This window comes from Nocardiopsis ganjiahuensis DSM 45031 (assembly GCF_000341085.1).
In the GTDB taxonomy this organism is placed as follows: domain Bacteria; phylum Actinomycetota; class Actinomycetes; order Streptosporangiales; family Streptosporangiaceae; genus Nocardiopsis; species Nocardiopsis ganjiahuensis.
Genome location: NZ_ANBA01000002.1, coordinates 187,325 through 207,371, shown reverse-complemented (window position 1 = coordinate 207,371; position 20,047 = coordinate 187,325). Strand labels below are relative to the sequence as shown.

14 protein-coding genes are annotated in these 20,047 nt (G+C 71.1%); 3 read left to right on the top strand and 11 right to left on the bottom strand.

The features are described from left to right. Positions 1-50 precede the first annotated feature (50 nt). Both D458_RS0101550 and D458_RS0101545 read right to left on the bottom strand, forming a co-directional pair. Complete coding sequence (locus tag D458_RS0101550; RefSeq protein ID WP_026118891.1) at positions 51-914, bottom strand: aminoglycoside phosphotransferase family protein; 864 nt, start codon at positions 912-914, stop codon at positions 51-53. 48 nt (positions 915-962) lie between these two features. Then, entirely contained in the window at positions 963-2,144 is a 1,182-nt protein-coding gene (locus D458_RS0101545; protein WP_017584967.1) for an epoxide hydrolase family protein, read from the bottom strand. Between the two features lie 82 nt (positions 2,145-2,226). On the opposite strand from D458_RS0101545, the gene D458_RS0101540 reads away from it, so the two are divergent. Beyond that, positions 2,227-2,802: a CGNR zinc finger domain-containing protein gene (locus D458_RS0101540; protein WP_017584966.1), complete on the top strand. Its 576-nt coding sequence runs from the start codon at positions 2,227-2,229 to the stop codon at positions 2,800-2,802. 46 nt (positions 2,803-2,848) lie between these two features. On the opposite strand, the gene D458_RS0101535 is transcribed toward D458_RS0101540, so the two are convergent. The 5 genes from D458_RS0101535 to D458_RS0101515 form a co-directional block, all read right to left on the bottom strand. Next, entirely contained in the window at positions 2,849-3,886 is a 1,038-nt protein-coding gene (locus D458_RS0101535; protein WP_017584965.1) for a zinc-dependent alcohol dehydrogenase family protein, read from the bottom strand. 150 nt (positions 3,887-4,036) lie between these two features. Continuing rightward, positions 4,037-5,740, bottom strand: a complete 1,704-nt coding sequence (locus D458_RS0101530; protein WP_017584964.1) for an ABC transporter ATP-binding protein — start codon at positions 5,738-5,740, stop codon at positions 4,037-4,039. Next, complete coding sequence (locus D458_RS0101525) at positions 5,737-6,630, bottom strand: ABC transporter permease (RefSeq protein ID WP_026118890.1); 894 nt, start codon at positions 6,628-6,630, stop codon at positions 5,737-5,739. The genes D458_RS0101530 and D458_RS0101525 overlap by 4 nt, the downstream gene beginning before the upstream one ends. Continuing rightward, complete coding sequence (locus D458_RS0101520; RefSeq protein WP_017584962.1) at positions 6,627-7,562, bottom strand: ABC transporter permease; 936 nt, start codon at positions 7,560-7,562, stop codon at positions 6,627-6,629. Before D458_RS0101520 ends, D458_RS0101525 begins: the two co-directional genes overlap by 4 nt. Positions 7,563-7,608: 46 nt before the next feature. Beyond that, the gene (locus D458_RS0101515) at positions 7,609-9,210 is read right to left on the bottom strand and encodes an ABC transporter substrate-binding protein (RefSeq protein ID WP_017584961.1); all 1,602 of its coding nucleotides are present in this window, start codon (positions 9,208-9,210) and stop codon (positions 7,609-7,611) included. A 729-nt stretch (positions 9,211-9,939) separates the two neighbouring features. On the opposite strand from D458_RS0101515, the gene D458_RS0101510 reads away from it, so the two are divergent. After that, positions 9,940-10,470 carry an ATP-binding protein gene (locus D458_RS0101510; protein ID WP_017584960.1) on the top strand — a complete coding sequence of 177 codons (531 nt, stop codon included), beginning with the start codon at positions 9,940-9,942 and terminating at the stop codon, positions 10,468-10,470. Between the two features lie 49 nt (positions 10,471-10,519). Here the strand turns inward: D458_RS0101510 and D458_RS0101505 are convergent, their stop codons facing one another. The 4 genes from D458_RS0101505 to hisS all read right to left on the bottom strand — a co-directional run bounded on the left by D458_RS0101505 (position 10,520) and on the right by hisS (position 18,452). After that, positions 10,520-11,368: an AMP-binding protein gene (locus D458_RS0101505; RefSeq protein ID WP_017584959.1), complete on the bottom strand. Its 849-nt coding sequence runs from the start codon at positions 11,366-11,368 to the stop codon at positions 10,520-10,522. Positions 11,369-11,779: 411 nt separating this feature from the next. Continuing rightward, on the bottom strand, positions 11,780-14,341 hold the full coding sequence (locus tag D458_RS0101500; protein ID WP_026118888.1) for a LuxR C-terminal-related transcriptional regulator: 2,562 nt from the start codon (positions 14,339-14,341) through the stop codon (positions 11,780-11,782). Positions 14,342-14,503: 162 nt separating this feature from the next. Beyond that, a complete protein-coding gene (locus tag D458_RS0101495) occupies positions 14,504-16,954 on the bottom strand; it encodes an ATP-binding protein (protein ID WP_017584957.1) in 2,451 nt (816 codons plus the stop codon). A gap of 169 nt (positions 16,955-17,123) precedes the next feature. Next, positions 17,124-18,452 carry a histidine--tRNA ligase gene (gene hisS, locus D458_RS0101490; protein ID WP_017584956.1) on the bottom strand — a complete coding sequence of 443 codons (1,329 nt, stop codon included), beginning with the start codon at positions 18,450-18,452 and terminating at the stop codon, positions 17,124-17,126. Between the two features lie 827 nt (positions 18,453-19,279). On the opposite strand from hisS, the gene D458_RS0101485 reads away from it, so the two are divergent. Beyond that, on the top strand, positions 19,280-19,897 hold the full coding sequence (locus tag D458_RS0101485; protein WP_017584955.1) for a GTP-binding protein: 618 nt from the start codon (positions 19,280-19,282) through the stop codon (positions 19,895-19,897). Positions 19,898-20,047: the final 150 nt, after the last annotated feature.

The window sequence follows — 20,047 nt, the reverse complement described above, 5'->3', positions numbered from 1 at the left end:
GAGTCCTCGGGGGCGGCGTGTGGCCCGGCCGAGTCGGGCAGAACCCGGTCTCACAGGTCCAGGCGCTCGCCCATCACGTCGAGGGTCGGCCAGGGAGGGCCGTCGCGCAGCGCGCGCAGGAGTGCCTCTCCGAACAGCCTTCCCTTCGGAAACCCGTCGCCGCGGTCCCAGCGCCACGCGGCGACCATCGCGAGGACGAGCTGCCGACAGTCGTCCAGCAGCCCTCGGTCGAGGTCCGGGTAGTGCCCGCAGACCGCCTCGGGCACATGGGCGAGGTCGAACTCGACGGGGCCGCGGCAGCACGTCTCGAGGTCGATGAACAACGGGCCGTTCCCCGTGGCGAGCACATTGCCCGGATGCGGCTCGCCGTGGAGCAGCTGCTCCACGGCGCCGCGCTCCTCGACCGCTCGCCGCAGGCCGGTCAGCCTGCCGCCGAGGAAGGCGCGGTCAGCGTCGGCGAGGTCCGGCGAGCGGTCGGGGTCGGCGACGATCTCCTGCGCCTCCGTGACCCGGTCCGTGAACCGGGGGCTCGGCATGCCGGCCTCGCGCATGCCGGCGTGCAGCCGTTCCAGCGCCTCGGCGTAGTCGACCGGTGGGACGCGGGGCGCCACCGGCTCGTAGTAGGTCCACAGTGTGATCGCGAAGCCGTCGCGCGTGTACACACGCGGCTCCACCCGAGGCTCCAAGGGGCACATCGGGCTTCCGTTCCCGGTGAGCCGCTGGGCGAGCTCGACCTCGAACCGGGCGACCTCCTGTCCCACAGGGGCGACCCGGGCGAAGGTGTCGCACGGTGTCAGCCGCAGCGCCAGCTTGTTCGAGTCGTGGAGAACGGTTGCGTCGTCGACCGGCAGGCCGAGCGAGGCCGCTACCGAGGCCGCGGCCGCACTCGCCCGCGTGAGGTCTGATGTCTCCATGCTCAGAACCTGGCACACCGGCCGCCGGCTGTCTCCCCGTTTTCCGTGTCAGAGAGGGCCTCGGTCGGCGGCCAGCACCGCCGCGAGGCCCTCCCGCAGATCCTTGACGAAGTACTCGGGGACCTCCAGCGACGGGAAGTGGCCCCCGGTCTCGGGCGCGTTCCACCGGACGATCCGCCGGTACCGTTCCTGTGCCCAGGGGCGCGGGCTCTTCTCGATGTCGCGGGGATACATGGTGATCGCCGACGGGACGTCGACCCGCAGTCCCGGGTCCAGCGAGTTGTGGCTCTCGTAGTAGATGCGGGCCGCCGACGCGCCGGTCCGAGTCAGCCAGTAGAGGGTGACGTCGTCGAGAACGCGGTCTCTGGAAATCCTCTCGAACGGGCTGTCCTCGGTGTCGCTCCACTCCGCGAACTTGTCGAGGATCCAGGCCAGGAGCCCCACCGGTGAGTCGACGAGCGAGTAGCCGATGGTCTGCGGGCGGGCCGCCTGCTGTTTTGCGTATGCCGCGCGGTGGCGCCAGAAATCGCGGGTCTCCTCGGCCCACCCGCGCTCGACCTCCGTCAGACCGTCCGCCGACAGTCCGGGCGGCGCCTCCGCGAACGTCGTGTGGATGCCGAGCACGTGCGCCGGGAACCTGCCGCCGAGGACCGTGGTGATGTTCCCTCCCCAGTCGCCGCCGTGGGCCGCGAACCTGCTGTAGCCGAGCCTTCCCATCAGTTCCACCCAGGCGGCCGCGATCCTCTCGGTTCCCCACCCGGTGGCGGTCGGCTTGTCGCTGTACCCGAAGCCCGGCAGCGACGGGACCACGACGTGGAACGCCGGCGCGTCCCCGTCCCCCGGATCCGCCAGCTCGTCCACCACATCGACGAACTCGGCGACGCTGCCCGGCCACCCGTGCGTCAGGACCAGCGGCGTGGCGTCCGCGCGCGCGGACCGGCGGTGCAGGAAGTGGATTCCCAGACCGTCGACGGTCGTGCGGAACTGGCCGATCCGGTTCAGTTGCTCTTCGAACGACCGCCAGTCGTACCCGGTGCGCCAGTAGTCCACGACCTCGGCGAGGTCGGCGAGCGGAACGCCCTGTTCCCATCGCCCCGGGCCGGGCGCGGCGCCACGGACCGTCTCGGCCTCCGGCAGTCGCGCCGCGGCCAGCCGAGCGCGCAGGTCGTCGAGGTCGGCGTCGGTCGCGCGGGCTTCGAACGCCCGCACGTCGCTACGTGAACGGTGCATGAGACCTCCAGGCCATTGTGGAACCGTCTAAGACGGTTCTAACACCTCGCCGAGTCCAACCGCAACCAGCTAAGGTGGTTCCATGCGCGCCGACTACCCTGATTTCCGCCTCGGCAACGTGTTGGCGACCAGCTTCACGGCGACTCTGTCGGAGCGTCACGGCGACGCGGTGGAGCGAATCCCCACGCCGCGCCGACTCGTCGACTGGCTGGCCGTGAGCGGCCTCGCCGTGGACTCCTGCACCACCGCCCAGCTCGACCTCGCCCGGGAGCTGAGGGAGTCCGTCCACGCCGCCGCGACGGCTGCCGCGTCGCAGCACGCCCTCCCCGGGACCGCTGTCCAGGTCATCAACGACCGCAGCGCCCAGGGCCGGGCCGCGGCGGTCCTGACGCCCGAGGGCAGGCGGCACTGGCAGCTCGGCTCGGCCTCCCGTGTGGAAGACGCCCTCAGCGTGATCGCCGCCGACGCGATCAGCGTCATCGCGGGCGAGCGGGACGGGAAGCTGGCCCTGTGCGCGTCGCCGACCTGCCGAGCCGCCTTCTTCGACACCAGCCGAAGCCGGACCCGCAAATGGTGCGACATGAACACGTGCGGGAACCGCCAGAAGAAAGCGCGGTTCAGGGCCAACCAGCGCACAGGCCCCACGCCTGCGGAGTGATCCCTGCTCCGGGCCACCCGAGCGGGTCCCGCACCCCGGCGTCCCGTCAGCGGGCGGGGTCGATGACGGTCATCCCGGCGACCGTGGCCTGATCGAACCCCGGAAGCAGTGTCGCGGCCTCGTCGAGGCCGATGACCCGCTCGATCAGCAGCTGCGGCCGCAGCGCGCCCCGTTCGATGAGCGCCATCATGCCCGGGTAGTCGGCCGCGGCCATCCCGTGGCTGCCGAGCAGGTCGAGCTCCCAGCCGATCACCCGTTCCATCGGCAGCCGCGGGTGGCCCTCCACCGGCGGAAGCAGCCCGACCTGGACGTGCCGGCCCCGCCGGCGCAGACCGAGGAGCGCGTCGGAACTCGTCCGCTCGCTGCCCACCGCGTCCACGGCGACATGGCTGCCGCCACCGGTCAGTTCACGGACAGCGGCGGGGATGTCGGTCCCGTCCGCGAGCAGGACGTGTTCGGCGCCCAACTCCCGTGCGGCGGTGAGGGCCTCGGTGTTGCGGTCCACAGCGATCACCCGGGCACCCAGAGCACGGGCGATCATGACCGAGCTGAGCCCGACCCCGCCGGCGCCGACGACGGTCACCCACTCGCCCTCGCTGAGCCGGGCACGGCCGACCAGGGCCCGGTAGGCGGTGGCGAACCGGCACCCGAGACTCGCCGCGGTGGTGAAGTCCACCCGCTCGGGGACCGCCACGAGATTCGTGTCCGCGGAGTGCAGGGCGACGTACTCGGCGAACGAACCCCAGTGTGTGAAGCCCGGCTGCCGCTGATCCGGGCACACCTGTGCCTGCCCGGACCGGCACCATTCGCAGTCACCGCAGCCGCACACGAACGGCACCGTCACCCGGTCCCCGGACTTCCACCGCTCCACCCGCGCGCCGGTCCCGACGACGACCCCCGCCAGCTCGTGGCCGGGCACGTGGGGGAAGGCGACGTCGTCGTGGCCGGCCCAGGCGTGCCAGTCACTGCGGCACAGCCCCGTGGCCATCACCTTCACCAGCACCCCGTCGGCGGGCACCTCGGGCACCGCCACCGAACGGACCTCAGGGCGGCCCCGGACCGCGTCCACGACAACCGCACGCATCTGTTCTCCCTTTCACGCCCCGTCCTCCGGAGCCACTCGACAGTGTGCCCGGTGACGCCGTCCAGGCGCACCACTCACCCGGGAAGCCCGAAAAGCGGGGGGCCGGGCGCGCACCGTGCGCGCCCGGCCCCCCGCCCCGGCCCTTGACGTCTAGCCTTCGACGACCCGGTCCCCGGAGTCCATGCCCAGCCGCTCGGGGGCGCCCGGGAAGGACAGCTCGAAGTCCGGGGTGTCGGCGATCAGCGCACGCGTGTACTCGTGCTGCGGCGACGACATCACCTGGCCCACGGGACCGTACTCGACGATCTCGCCCCGGTTCAGGACGGCCACCCGCTCGGCGATGTTGGAGACCAGGGCGATGTTGTGCGTGACGAACAGCAGCGCCATGCCCTGGTCCTGGAGCCCGCGCAGCAGCTTCACGATCTCCGCCTGCACCGACACGTCCAGCGCCGACGTGATCTCGTCGCACACCAGCAGGTCGGGGCCGGTCGCCACCGCGCGCGCGATGCACACGCGCTGGCGTTCGCCACCGCTCAGCTGCTCGGGGAAGCGGTCGGCGTACGACGCGGACAGCGCGGCCCGCTCCAGCGCCTCGGCCACCACACCGTCCGGGTCGGCGGGCCGGCCCACCAGGTGCCGGTACGGGCCCAGGATCTGGTCCCGCACCCGTTTGCGCGGGTTCAGCGCCTCGTACGGGTTCTGGAACACGTACTGCACCCGCCGCCGCTGCTCCGCGGTACGGCGGTAGCTGCTGGCGGCCAGCGGGACTCCGTCGAAGAGGATCTCGCCGGTGAACTGGTGGTGCAGACCCGCGACCGAACGCGACAGGGTCGTCTTGCCCGAACCCGACTCGCCCAGCAGGGCCACGCACTCGCCGCGGGAAACGGAGACGTCGATCCCCTCCAGCACCTGCGTACGCCCGTACCCGGCGGTCAGCCCGGAGACCCGCAGCAGCGGCTCCTCCTCCGGCTCGGCCTCCTCGTGCCCGGACGTCTTCAGCAGCGGCACCGCCATCAGCAGCTGACGGGTGTAGGAGTGCTGGGGGGCGGACAGCACCTCGGCGGCCCGCCCGCGCTCCACGACCTCGCCCCGGTACATGACCGCGATGTCGTCGGCCAGGTCGGCGACCACGGCCATGTCATGGCTGATGTACACACCGGCGGTCCCGTAGTCACGGGTCATCGACCGGATGGTCTCCAGAACGTGCGCCTGCGTGGTCACGTCCAGACCGGTGGTCGGCTCGTCGAGCACGATCACGTCCGGGCGTCCCACGAACGCCATCGCGATCGCCACCCGCTGCTGCTGCCCGCCGGAGAGCTGGTGCGGGTAGCGGCGCAGGAAGGCGTCGTCGTCGGGCAGCGCCACCTCGCGCAGGACCTCGCGGACCCGCTCCACGACCTCGCCGTTCGACAGCGAGTCGTCGTGCAGGGCCTCACGCAGCTGCACTCCCAGGCGCAGGGCCGGGTTGAGCGCCGAGGCGGGCGACTGGGGGATGTAGGCCACCGCGCGACCGCGCAGCTGCCGGACCCCGCGCTCACTGAGCCCCGCCAGGTCCTGGTCGCCGACCAGCACCTGTCCGCCGACGATCTCCGTGGCGCGCTTGCAGTGCGCCAGCAGGGACAGGCCCAGGGTGGTCTTGCCGGAACCGGACTCGCCCACCAGGCCGAGAATCTCGCCCCGCTTCACGGTGATGGACACACCGCTGATGATCTCGACGTCGGAGGGACGCCCGATCACCGTGAGCCCGTCGACCACCAGTACGGTCTCGCCGTTGCGGACACTGCGGCCCCCGGCGCCCTCGACCCCGGTGTGCTCCGTGCTCTCCACGTTCTCCGTGTTCTCGTTCCCACTCACTTCTCGACCCCCCGATCGATACCGATCGCCGCGCGGGAGAGCCCGTCGGTGATGAGGTTGGCGCCGACGGTCAGCACCGCGATCGCCGACACGGGCAGTGCCACCGCCCACGGCTGGATCGACATGCCCTGGCGGTTCTCGTTGATCATCAGGCCCCAGTCCGCCGTAGGAGGCTGCAGACCCATGCCGAGGAAGCCGAGCACGGCCACCACACCGATGGAGTAGGTCAGCCGTAGCCCCAGCTCCACCAGCAGCGGGCTGGTCACGTTCGGCAGGATCTCCACCGTCATGATCCGCCAACGCGGCAGTCCGATCGCCTCGGCCGCCTTCACGTAGTCCTGTTCGATCACCTTGCGGGTGGCCTCGCGGATCACCCGCGCCACCCGCGGCATGTGCGAGACCGCGATGACCGCGACGATCAGCCACACCTTCGGGCCGATGATCGACATCACCAGCAGCGCCGCGATCAGCTGCGGGAAGGCCAGCAGCACGTCGTTGGCGCGCATGAGGACGTCGTCCACCCAGCCGCGGCGGTAGCCGGCGATGATGCCGACCACCGTTCCGGCGGCCACACCGAGACCGGCGGCGGAGCCGGCGAGCAGGAGCAGCGTCCAACCGCCCCACAGGAAGCGGGTCAGCACGTCACGGCCGCGGTTGTCGCCACCGAACAGGGCGCCGTCGACGCCCGTCTCGAACGGCTTGGCCACGAACTCGGTCGGGGTGTAGGGGGCCACGAACGGGCCCGCCACGGCGATCAGGACGATGAGGCCGGTCAGGACCACACCGACCTTGGTACGGCCGAACCGCCACGCGGTCCGGAACAGCCCCGGACGGCGCCGGGCGGGCGCCGTGGGGGTCGTGCTCGTGGTGCTTGTCGAAGGTCCACTCATCGGTTCGCGACCCTCACCTTCGGGTTGGCCGCCAGCCCGATCACGTCAGCGATCAGGTTGACCAGGATGTAGATCCCCGCGATGAGCAGAACCACGGCCTGGATCAGCGGCACGTCGCGGTTCTCGATGGCGTCCATGAGGACCTTGCCGACACCGGGGAAGTTGAACAGGAACTCGATGGCCACGACGCCGCCGGCCAGCCAGGCCAGCTGGAGGGCGACCACCTGGGCCACGGGGCCGATCGCGTTGGGGGCGGCGTGGCGCCACAGCACCGTGCGCTCGCCCATGCCCTTGAGCCGTGCCTGCTGCACGTACTCGCTCTCCAGGACCTCGATCATCGTCGCCCGCATCATGCGCACGATCGGCGGGGCCACGGCCAGCGCCAGCGTCAGCACGGGCAGGATCCACTGCTCGGGGCCGCCCTCCCGGGCGTACACGGACGGGAAGAGCCCCAGCCCGCCCGGGCCGAGCATCAGGATCAGCAGGATGCCGACCACGAACTCGGGGATGGACGCCACGACCAGGGTGCCCATGGAGGAGGTGTGGTCGAAGGCGCGGTCCCGCCGCAGGGCGCTGAACGCGCCGAGGAACAGGGCGATCGGGGTCGCGACCAGAGCGGACAGGCCCATCAGGGTCAGCGAGCTCCGCACGGGGTCCGTGAGGTACTCGGCGACGGGCATCCGGTTGGAGAACGACGTGCCCAGGTCGCCCTGGACGAGCCCTTGGAGCCACTGCATGTACTGCACGGCCACGGGCTCGTGCAGGTTCAGCTGGTTGCGCAGCGCTTCCAGACGCTCAGGGGTGGCGTCGCGGCCCAGGATGAGCTGGGCCGCGTCGCCGGGCAGTGCCTGCGTGGCCGCGAAGACCACGAGGGACACCGCCCAGAGCGTCAGTGCGCCGAAGAAGAGGCGGACGACGATGAGTCGGGTCATGGTGAGCTTTCGGTAGCGGTCTGGGGGTTCGGGAACCGGAGGGCCGCTACTGGTCCAGCCACAGCTTGTGGAAGGCGTAGGTGCCGAGCGGGTGACCCGAGACGGCGGGCTCCAGGCCGTGCACCGAGTTGGTGTAGGCGTCGAGCAGGTTCACGAAGCCCCACACGATGTAGCCGCCCTCCTCGTACTCGATCTCCTGGGCCTTGCGGATGAGCTCGTTGCGCGCGTCGTCGTCGGCGGTCCGGCGCGCCTCCTCCAGGTACTCGAGCCACTCCTCGTGCTCGCCCCACATCGTCTCGTTGTAGGGGGCGCCCACGACCGAGCCCTGGGCGGTCTGGGTGATGTAGTTGCGGGCGCTCCAGAAGTCCTGGCCGAAGGCGTAGGGGAAGCCCTCCTCCGGGTTCCAGTAGTCGCTCGGGTTGACGCGGCGCAGGTTGACGGTGACCCCGGCCTCGCGGGCCTGCTCCTGGAAGACCTCGGCGGCGGCGACCACACCGGCGCTGATGTCGGAGGTGACCAGCTCGATTTCGAGGCCGTCCTCGTGGCCGGCCTCGGCGAGCAGGCGCTTGGCCTCGTCGATGTCCTGTTCGCGCTGGTCGAAGTCCTCGGGGTAGGACGGGTCCATCCGCGCGTACATGTCGTTGCCGATCTGACCGTACCCGGCGAGCGCCTGGTCGATCATCTCCTGGCGGTCGACGATCAGGCGGAAGGCCTGGCGCACGCGGACGTCGTCGAACGGGGCCTCCTCGATGTTCATCGTGAACGGCAGCCACATGCCGGTCTCGGACTCGAGGATGTTCATGGTGGGGTCGGCCTCGAGGATGGAGACCTGGGCGTGCGGGAGCTGGCTGATCACGTGGACGTTGCCGCTGTTGAGCGCGTTGACGCGGGCGTCGTCCTCGGGGAAGTTCACGATCTCGAGCTCGTCCACGTAGGGCTGGCCCTCGATGTGGAAGCCCTCGTGGCGCTCGAAGACGCTGTACTCGCCGACCTTGAACTCGCCCATCTTGAAGGGGCCGGCGCCGATCGGGTCGTCCGGGTCGTAGTCCACCGGGACGACGCAGTTGTAGTACTCGGCGAGCGCCTCGGGCAGGGTGACCAGCGGCTCGTCCACCGGGATGGTCAGCGTGAGCTCGTCGACGATCTCGATCCGCTCCGGGTCGACGCCGGGCATGTCACCGGCGCCGCGCATGGGGTTGTCGGGGTCGAGGATGCGCTTGAGGGAGTACACGACCGCCTCGGTGGTGACCGGTGTGTCGTCGTGGAAGGTCAGGCCCTCCTTGAGTACGAGCGTCCACTCGGTGCCGTCCTCGTTGGCCTCCAGGGACTCCGCCAGGTAGGGCTCGATGGTGCCGTCGTTGTCGAAGCGCATCAGCGAGGCGTAGAGGGCGTAGTTGCGCGCGATGTCGACGTTGTCGGTGGGGTCGTGCGCGTCCAGGGTGTCACTGGCGCCGCCGCCCGCGACACCGACCTTCAGGCGGCCGCCCCGCTGGGGCTCGCTGTTTCCGGAGCCACCGGACTCGGCGCCGCCGCCGCACGCGGCCAGGACCGGGGCGACGGCCGCACCGGTGGCGGAGGCCTTGAGGAGGGTGCGGCGGGAGGTGAGGCGGTTCAGGGCGGGGGTCGACTCTTCGGGCTGGGCAGGCACGGGGACACCTCGTGTGGGGACGGGAACTTCGGAGGGGCCGAGACCGCGGTGACGGACGGTGGCTGGGGGGTGCCCGGGGTGATGGTCGGTATCGGCCCCAAATGATCCTTGTTCGCACTACAGGAAGCGTCAAACGACGTCAGGGCGGTGATGGGTGTGTCCTGGGGGTTTCTTACGGCCCGTCCAGGATGGTGCTTGTGGGACTGTTGAAACCTGCTGTGGCCAGGGGGTTCCAGGTGGGGGAGGCGGGTGCCACACGCGGCCGTGCACGTCCGGCTTCCGAGTCGTGGTAGGGGGGCTGAGTGCACTTCCGGCGATCCCCGTTGTGTCCCCATTGTTGTCTCCGAGTAGCCAAAACGTGGCGTTTAGTCGCTGCTTTTCCGGCTTTTCCAGGGGCTCGATCACGTAGGGTGACATCTTTCGGGTGTGCGGAAATGGGTCGCGCGGGGGGCGGGGGCGCGGTGACGAGCACCGTTCCGGGTCATGCGGGTGCCAGGAAAGGGGTTGGTTCCGGTCAGGTATTGCCTACGTGTTACACCTCACATGGCCAGTCCTGGACACCAGGCTGTTTCCTTTGTCCACATCGGGGATGACACGGGACGGGGTTTTGGGAGCTTTCCCCGGCGCCGGGAACCCAGGTGTGCTGTTCTGGACCCGGCACACCCTTGTCTAAGGTGAGTGCAGGCGGCGCATACCCGCGCGACCGTCGCGGGTGATTGGAGTGACCGGATGGCTGAGGCGAGGCAACTCCGGGACTATGTGCCCGCGGATGCCCCAGACGCCGCGACGTCGACCGCACCGAGGATCGACGTCGGCGAGCTCACCGGTGGGGTCACGGACCACACCGTGTGGAGCTGCGCGGGAAACCTGACCGCGGTGCGGTCCATTCGTGCCCGGGTGCGTGAGTTCCTCACCAGGAACGGGCACAGCGAGGAGGCTCTGGACGACGCGGAGCTGGCCGTCAGCGAGCTGGCCACCAACGCGCTGCTGCACTCGCGCTCGGGGCAGAGCGGCGGTGTGATGACCCTGTTCATCCGCTCCGACTCGAACCGGCTCCGGGTGGCCGTCGCCGACCAGGGCGAGCGCGACGCGGTGGACGCCGACAGCGGGCACACCCGCGAGGACGGCGAGGACTACGGGCGCGGCAAGCTCATCGTCGACAGCTGTGCCACACGCAGCGGTGAGTACTCGAGCGAGGCCACCCACGTGACCTGGTTCGAGATCGACGACGAGGCCGTCGTCGCCGAACGGTCCGCCTGACCCGTCCGCCCCGGGGAACCCCCGGAGCCGCCGAAGACCCGGGACCGGGTCAACGCACGCCGTCGGGGTGGGGGGAGCAGATCCGGGTGGGGACGGGATCGCACGCCACCGTCACCCGGCGCCCCTCCGGGGGAGGGCAGTCGTCCCCCGCGACCACACACGCCCCCGTCCACAGCGCCAACGCCACCAGGGCCAGCCGGGTCGCCTCGTCCCCGGCCTCGCCCACCGCGACCACGTCGTCGGCGGTCAGGGACAGCCCTTCCCGCAGTTCCGCGAAACGGGCCAGCAGGTCGTGGTGGGTGTGCAGGGTGGTGAGGATGTCGCCGCCGACGGGTTCGTAGCCCAGGTGGCCGTTGTCGAACAGCCCGCGCGCGGGGCTGTACCCGTTGCCGTCCGGGCTGGGCAGCAGGAGATCGCTGAAGGGCGTCGTGCCCAGGGCGGTCCCGAAGGTGATGACCTGCCGGACCCGCGACCGGTCGGCCAGTTCCAGGGCCCTTCCGGCCAGATCCTCGCTGACCAGCAGCAGCCGGGCGTCGGTCTCGGCCAGCGCCATGCACTGGGTGCGCAGGTCGGACTCGGGGGAGACGGTCAGGGCCCGTCCGCCGACGGCCATCACCGTGTAGGAGGCGAGGAAGCGGTCGGGGGAGACGGGGGCCAGGACGCCGACGACGTCCCCCAGGCACATCCCGCGGCGGCTCAGCCCCGCGGCCGCCTTCTCCACGGTGGCCGCGAAGGCCAGCGCGTCGGTCCGGCCGGATCTGCCGCGGATGGTTCCGCCGCGTCCGGGCCGCAGTCTCAGTCGTTCGCACAGCCCGCCGGTGAGCGAGCCGATCGGGTCGTCCCGACGCGGCAGGTGACGGCCGGGTCGTCCGGTTCCAGAAGTCAGCCCTACCCCCATGCGTTCCCCCACTCGAACGGTGTCCGCGCGGGCCCGCTATCCGGGCTCGTCACGCCCCCTCCACGTGACGAGCCCGGAAGCTCCGTGCCGGACGTTCGCCGCGAGCGACCTCCCCAGGTTTCCGCTCGCGCCGGCACGGTTGCCCACCGGCTCCGAGAACATCCACGGAGCCGACGGCCCGACGGTCCCCCGGTGTTCGGCCCGGGTTCCGAGAGCCGTTTCTGGGACCAGCGAGACCCTGTCCGCACAGTGTCAGGAGCTTGATGTCCCATGGCTTGAAGCCTAGCGCGTTCACAGCCATATGCACATGCATCTTGCTATGCAGATGCATATGTAGATTCGCGGGCGCGGGGGGAGTGCGCAGCCCTCGCGGCGCCGTTGCGCGCGCCCGCGAGGCGGTTCCGACGGGGGTCAGCCCGACCGGTGCCGCTCGATCCACGCGGTGATCTGCGTGCGGGAGTTGAACCCCGTCTTCCGGTTGATGTTGGCGACGTGCCTGGCCGCCGTCGCGGACGTGATGAACAGGTCCCTGGCGATCTCGGGGTTGCTCTTACCGGTACTCACCAGCAGGGCGATCTCCAGTTCCCGGCGGGTGAGCAGCTGCCGAGGGGTGGCCGTCTCCGGAGAGGGCGGAGGGGAGGAGGGCTCGGCGGGTGGACGCGGCTGGGAACGGGATCTGGCGGCGGACCCGGCCGACCCCTGGCCCCCGCGCCCGCGGCCCGAACCGGACCGCGAGGGGGGCGGCGAGGGGCGGCGGCCCTCCTCGGCCAACCGCTCGGCCTCCCGGACCGCCGCGGACTGCCCCAGGGAGTAACCCTGCTCCCACCAGCTCACGAGCTGCCGACGGCGCCGCCGGACCCGTTCCACGTCCACGAACGGCCACGGAGCCCCCTGCGTGGGCAGACCGACCCCCGCGCGCAGCGCCATGGCCGCTCCGGCCAGCCGGCAGGCCGGTTCCCGCAGCCCCGAGCCGAACGCCACCCGGGCCAGCGAGACCAGACTCCTGGCCGCCTCGGCGCGCTGTCCGCCGGCGTGGCTGAGCAGCAGCCCTTCGCTGAGGTAGTCGTAGGCCTGGCTGATGGAGCCCTGCGCGTGCGCGACCCGGCCGATCCCGGCCAGACAGCGCGCCTCCTCGGCCACCGCACCGATCATCCGCTGTGTGTCCAGCGCCTCCCGGTAACAGCGGTCGGCGGTCATCAGGTCGTCGTTGACCTCCGCGGCGCGGGCCTGCCCGATGAGGATCACCCCCACACCCCAGCGGTGGTCGATCCCGCGGAGCAGGGTCAGCGCGGCGTTGTAGTGGTGGTCCGCGGAGGGGTAGTCGCCCTGGCGGGCCACCAGGGCGGCCCGGGTTCCCAGAGCGATCGCCTCGCCCCACAGGTCACCGGCCTCGCGGCACAGCCGGAGGGCCTCCTCGACCCGGACCGCGGCCCGGTCCAGGTTCCGTTCACGCACCTCCACCAGCGCCAGCAGGTTCAAGCTGGTGCGGACGAAGGTGTCGTCCCCGGCCTCCCGGCACAGGCGCAGCCCTTCCTCCCCGGTGCGCAGGGCCAGGGCGTGGTCCCGGCGGACACGTGCCAACTGGGCCCGGCCGACGAGCGCCCGGGCCCGTGAGGGCGCCTTGGCGCTCTCCTCCAGGGCCAGCAGCCGGTCCATCCAGTGGGCGCCCTCGGAGTAGCTGTTGTGGCTCACCCAGTGCGCCACCAGGCTCACGCACAGCCTGAGCCCGGGCTCGGCCGCCCCGCGCTGGTGGGCCCAGCGCAGCAGCGACCTGAGAGTGTCGTACTCGGCGATGACCCGCTGGCGGCCGGAGTCCCGCTCGGACCACGGCATCGACCGGCTCGACTCCAGTCGCCGGCCCAGGTCCTCCGCCAGGTGCAGCATGCGCACCAGCAGCCGGTCCTGGAAGGTCTCGGCCTCGTCCGCGGCGACCAGGCGCTCGTGGGCGAACCGGCGCACCGCCTCGGGCAGCCGGTAGCGCACCCGGCCCTCGAACTCACCGGTCACCGCTATCAGCGACCGGTCCAGCAGGGAGGTGAGCAGGTCGAGGATGCTCGACTCCGGCACCGACTCGTCCGCGCACACCTGCTCGGCCAGCTCCAGGTCCCAACCGCGGAAGACCGACAGGCGGCGCAGCAGCACGCGTTCGGGTTCGGGCAGGGCCTGGTAGACGAAGTCCAGCACCAGCGGCAGCACCTGGCTGCGCGAGACGGCCTGCCCCGGGCCGGGCTGGAGCGCGGGGGTGGCCAGGTAGGAGCGCAGCCCCTCGGTGAGCGCACCGATCCCCTCGTCCGGGGCCCGCGCGCCCAGCACCTCGATGCCCAGGGGGACACCGCCGGCCAGGTCGCACAGGGTCGCCACGGCCTCGAGCTCGGGGCCGGAGGCGGTGAACCGGGGGTCGCGGGCCCGGGCCCGGTCCAGGAACAGCCGCACCGACTCCGCGTCGGCCGGGTCGGGCGGCGGGGCGTTGCGCGCGGCCACCGGAAGGGCCATCGGCGGCACCCGCCAGACGGTCCCGCCGGTCAGGCGCACCGGGATCTCGCTGGTCAGCATCACCGACACCGAGGGGCACTCCGTGAGCAGGGACTCCCCGACCTCGGTCACCTCGTCCGCGATGTGCTCGCAGGAGTCCAGCACCAACAGCAGTCGGCGGTCGCGCAGGGCCTCGGTCACGGTCGCCGCGAGCGGGAGTCCCGGTTCCTCGACCACACCCACGGCATGGGCGATACGCGCGTGGATCTCCAGCGGGGTGCGCACGTCCGTCAGGTCGGCGATCCACACCCCGTCGGGGAAGGACACGGTGGACTGCTCGGCCACGCGCAGGGCCAGCCGCGTCTTGCCGATTCCGTCAGCACCGCAGAGGGTGACGGACCGGCTGGAGCCGAGCAGGCGGAGCAGATCGCTCAGATCTCGCTCCCGGCCCACGAAGCTGGTGCCCGGCCGGGGGAGATTATGCCGCGCTGGCGCGGTCAATGGTGCCATGGCCTTCACAAATAGGGGCTGTCGGGGGACTTACCGGGAAGGGGCGAGAGGTGTCGGGGGTGGACGTCGTCGAGGTGGGCATCGGTGCTTGGGCTTTCTGGTTTAGCGGGTGCACGCGCACTGTGCAAGTGCTTCGGCGCAAACAGGCCCCGTTCAGCCGGGCCTGCGCGGCGAAGCCCAGCCGGTCAACTGCGTCCTGGAAGAAATCGAGAGTTTTCTGAAGATGTTCGCGATATGGCGTGCGGCGGTGGCCTGACTGATCGTGAGCCGTTCGGCGATCTCCCGGTTGGACAGTCCGCGTTCGGCCAGCACGGCGATCTCGCGTTCCCGCGGGGTGAGCGAGTCCGGCCCGGTCAGCCGGGACGAGGGCGGGCGGGGGAAGGCCAGGGCCCGGTCCCGTACCTGTTCCAGGGGGAGCGAGCGCCAGGCGTTCCACGCCTCGGTGGCGCGCCCCGAACCCACTCTCCGCTCGACCGCCGAACGCAGCCGGACGGTCTCCGCGGACGGCCGGTCCAGCGCCGTCCTCAGGTCCGCCGCCACACCGGCCAGGGCCGCCGCGCGCGTGGGCTCCTCCTCGGCCAGGGCCAGTTCGGCCAGGGCCTCCAGGGCCTGCGCCACCGAGATCCGGCGGCCGGACGTGAAACCCACCCGCAGGCACTGCCCGAGCGGTTCGCGCGCGGCCAGGGTGTCCCGCATGGCCAGGTGGAGGCGGCCCAGGTCGGCCGCGCACTGGGCGGCGAAGGGGGACGAGGGCAGTTCCCCGAAGACCTCCAGGGCCTCGGAGAGCAGATCGCGGGCCCGGTCGTGGTCACCGGACTCCGCCGCGATGGATCCCAGCCCATGCAGGCAGCGTGCCTCCCACCAGCGGTCGCCCAGTTCCCGGGAGGCCGCGGCGCTCTCCTCCAGGTGGGCGACGGCCTCACCGACGGCGCCCCGCCGCCGGGCCAGCTCGGCCAGCACACCCCGGGTCCTGCCCTCGGTCAGCGGGTCCCAGGACCGTGCCGCCCACTCCAGGGCCCGTGCCGCCTGCTGTTCGCCCTCCTCCAGCGCGCCGGTGCGCAAGGAGAGCACCGCCGCCGTCGCCAGGGCCGAGGCCGCAGCCGTGGACTCCCGGCAGGCCCGAGCGGCCTCCAGGGCACAGGTGGCCAGGGCGCTGACCCTGGGCGCGGGGTCCACGTCCAGACGCAGTTCCGCGTGCAGGGCCAGCGCGCGGGCCCGCAGCGGGGGCGACTGCTCGTCGGGATCGCACTCCAGCGCCTGCTCCAGGAGCCGGCTGCCCTCCGCGGTCAGGTCCCGCACCAGCCAGTAGGGCCGCAGCGCCACGCAGACCCGCAGGGCCTCGTCCACCCGCCCGCTGGACAGCGCCCACGCCACGATCCGGGCGTGGTTGTCCCGGTGGTGGTCGTACATGCGCAGCCGGCCCAGCCGCTCCTCCCAGCTCTGCGGTGCGGTGGTCGCCTCGGCCCCCTTCTCCAGCCGGTTGACGGAGAAGCGGAGATAGCGGTCCCAGCGTTCGTCGCTGTCGGCGCCCAGCTGCTCCGCGGCGTAGACCCGTACCGTCTCGGTCAGGCGGTAGTGGGCGGTGCCGTTGATCTCGGAGTCCATCACCACCAGCGACTTGTCCAGCAGGGAGAAGTGCAGGGGGAGGATCTCGGTGGAGTCCACGCCCTCGCCCGAGCACACGTCCTCGGCGGCCTCCAGGTACCAGGTGGAGAACACCGACAGGCGGTGCAGGAGCAGCCGCTCGGCGTCGGAGAGCATGCTGTGGCTCCACTCCAGCACGGCACGCAGGGTGCGCTGGCGCGCGGGCAGGTTGCCGGTGCCGTCGCTGGTCAGGAGCTGGAACCGGTCGTCGAGGCGGTGCAGGATCTGCTGGACCGACAGCACCCGGACACGGGCGGCGGCCAGCTCGATGGCGAGCGGCATGCCGTCGAGCATCCGGCAGATCTCCGCCACGTACCCCGAGTTCTCCCGGGTCATCTCGAACCCGGCCCGGGCCGCGTGCGCGCGGGTGAGGAAGAGGCGCACCGACTCGTAGCGCTGGGCGTCCCGCCGGGGGAGGGGCGCGGGTACCGCGGCGTAGGGGTCGGTGGGGGTGGGGCGTGCGGGCAGGGAGAGCGGCGGCACCCGCCAGATGTTCTCCTCCGGCACGTGCAGGGGCTGGCGGCTGGTCACCAGGATCCGCACCCGGGGGCAGTCCCGCAGCACGGCCTGGCAGAGTTCGGCCATCGGCCCCACGGCGTGCTCGCAGGTGTCCAGCAGCAACAGCAGGTGCTGGGTGCGCAGCGCCGTGATGACACCGTCCATGAGGGTCTTCGCGTCACCGGTGACCGCGTGCAGTCCGGCGGCGACCGTGCGCAACGCCTGTTCGTGGGTGGAGGCCTCGCTCAGGTCGATGAAGCGCACGCCGTCCGGGAAGCGGCGCAGCACGCGTTCGGCGAGGTGGAGGGCGAGCCTGGTCTTGCCGATCCCGCCGGTACCGGTCAGCGTGATCATCCTGGCCGTGTCCATCAGGTGGCTCAGGTCGACGATGTCGCGTTCACGTCCGACGAACTGGATGAACTCGCCGGCGGACAGGGGCAGGTTGTGGCGGGGAGGAGACATGGCCTCGATTACTAGGACACCGAGTCGGCCCGCGACGTACGCGCGGTACGGCACGGAGTACAGCCTGTCCCAGTCTGGCACCCCGTCCCCGGACCTGTCTCGGGAATGGCCGGTTCCGGCACAGGAGGTCGTCAACCCCCCATGCCGGACCAGAACCTGATAGAGGCCGCTACAGAACGCTGCCCGGCGGGGTCCACACGGCCGGGTCGGCCGGGCCCTGCTCCCCCTTGCCCATGTCCTTGACCTCGTGCTCCCCGCCCTGCTCGAACGGCGGGAACCACACGAAGGGGATGCCCTTCTTGGAGGCGTACTGGATCTGCTTGCCGACCTTGGCGGTGGAGTGGAACACCTCGGTGTTGAAGCCGCGCTCGCGCAGCAGCTCACCGGTGCGCAGGGCCTCGGCGCGCTGCTCGGCGCCCGGGACCACGACCATCACGTCGGTGGGGCAGACCCGCCCGGCCTCGATCCTCCCCTCGGTCACCAGCTTGGCGAAGATCCGGGTCAGCCCGATGGAGATGCCCACGCCCGGCAGCCGCCTGCGGATGAACTGGCCCGCGAGGTTCTCGTACCGGCCGCCCGCGCAGATGCTGCCGTAGCCGGGGTCGTCGTCGAAGGAGGCCTCGTAGACGGTCCCGGTGTAGTAGTCCAGACCGCGCGCGATGGACAGGTCCGCGACCACGCTGCCCTCGGGCAGGTCGGCGAGGTCGTTCAGGACGAACGCGAGCTCCTCGAGGCCTTCCTCCAGCAGCTCCGAGGCCACCCCGAACGCCCGGATCCGGTCCACCACGTCGGCACCGGTGCCCTTGACCCGGGCCAGCTCCAGGCAGGGGGTGATCTGCTCGTCGGCCAGACCCTCGCCCCGGAGGATGTCGCGGACGCCGTCGTCCCCGATCTTGTGGAGCTTGTCCACGGCGCGGATGACCGCGATCGGGTCCTTGACGCCCAGGCCCTCGTAGAAGCCCTGGAGCACCTTGCGGTTGTTGACGTTGAGCGTCCAGGCGGGGATGTCCAGCCCGCTGAGCACACGGTGCACGATGCGGGGGAGCTCGGCGTCGAAGTGCAGGGGCACCGAGTCCACGTTGATGACGTCGATGTCGCACTGGGTGAACTCGCGGAAGCGGCCCTCCTGAGGGCGCTCACCGCGCCACACGCGCTGCATCTGGTAGCGCTTGAACGGGAAGGTCAGCTCGTTGAAGTGCTGGGCCACGTACCGGGCGAAGGGCACGGTCAGGTCGAAGTGCAGACCGAGCTTGGCGTCGGAGTCGTCCTTCGCGTCGGCCTGGAGGCGGTTCAGGGTGTAGACCTCCTGGGAGGTCTCGCCCTTGGCCATCAACACGTCCAGGTTCTCCACGGAGGGGGTCTCCACGGACGCGAAGCCGAAGGACTCGAACCCGGCGCGGATATGGTCCAGCCAACGCTGCTCCACGGCCCGGACCTGAGGGGTCCACTCGGGGAAACCGCTGATGGGAGTGGGTCGGACGACGCGCTGATCGGACATGTGGGGTTCTCGGCTCCCTTGGGAGTGTTTCGGCCTGTGTGGGAAATCGGCCCCTCGACCCGTCTCGTGCGCGCGCACGAGACGCCGCGGTCGGCGCCGTTCGGGGAGGGGCCCGTCCATCCTACGCACCTCGGCCGCCTGACCGCTTGGCCGCAGGAGAGGACGTCACGACGAGCGCGTCCGTTGAGGGTGGTGGCGGGCGACGGGTGGGCGGAGGCCCAAGGAAGTGGGATCCCAACCGCCACCGGCCCACGTGGACGGTTGTGGGCCGGTGGGGCTGTGGAGCGCCCGTCGGGGAGGTACGGCCGGTCCGACGTCGAAGAGCGAGACGTCGGTGGTGGTCGTGCGCCCCAAGGCGCCGCCGGGGCCCGTGGTGGCCGCGTCCTCGTGCCAGGAGTCCGTTGCGACCGCGCTTCGACGGGTGCCCTGTTCTCCACCGTAGATGGCGGGGACGGCGCCGGACAGGGATTGGCGCGGCCGAAAGCGGCCGAAAATGGCCGCTCACAAAGTCGTAAAGTCGACCTTCCGGGGTACAGGAGTGTGCTTGTCTGGCTACCGTCCGTTGGTCAAGGCGGACTCCCTGCCACGAGGTGGACATCCGACCTCGGGGCCTCTTGAGCTGCTCGCCGATCGAAAAGGGCGTACTGGGCGGAGATGTGACCTCATGCCCCACTGTGCCGAAACCCCGGATTCCAGCGCCGTGCGGTGTTAGGTTCCTGTTGCGGTCGCTCTCGTGGAGGTTCGGACCCGGGAGTGCCGCGCCCCTCCAGACCGGGTCGTGTGAGCCAACTGTCCGTGCAGGCCCGGCACTCTCGCTAGGACAAACTGTGATCCACTCAGCTAACAGCACGAACCACGTCCACGCACCCACCGAACTGTCCACCAAGATCATCATCGCCGGGGGCTTCGGGGTCGGAAAGACCACGTTCGTCGGGGCTGTGTCGGAGATCCCCCCGGTCCGCACCGAGGCCGCGGTGACCGCGGCCAGCGCGGGTGTGGACGACCTCTCGCACACCCCGGACAAGACCAGCACCACGGTGGCCATGGACTTCGGCCGGATCTCCCTGGACACCGACCTCACCCTGTTCCTGTTCGGCACCCCCGGCCAGCAGCGCTTCTGGTTCATGTGGGACGACCTGGTCCGCGGCGCCCTGGGCTCGGTGATCCTCGCGGACACCCGTCGCCTGGAGGACACCTTCCAGGCCCTGGACTACTTCGAGCGCCAGTACCGCCTGCCGTTCGTGGTCGCGGTCAACGAGTTCGACCCCGAGGCGGCCTACACCGCGGACGAGCTGCGCGACGCCCTCGACCTGACCCCCGACGTCCCCGTCGTCTACTGCGACGCGCGCGACCGCAAGTCCGTGGTCCGCGTCCTGGTCACCCTGGTCAAGCACGCGATGGCGGTGGAGGCGCGGCAGCGCACCCAGCGCCAGCTCGTCACCTGATCCGGGGCCTTCCGAGAACGACCGGGGCCCCGAAGAACCCGTGGTCCCGTGAAAACCGGCGTGAACCCCTGCTCCAGGGTGTTCTGACCCCGTTCGAGCGGACAAGTGAACCCCCGAGGGGAACCATTCGGTTGTGTCCGGCGTTACCCT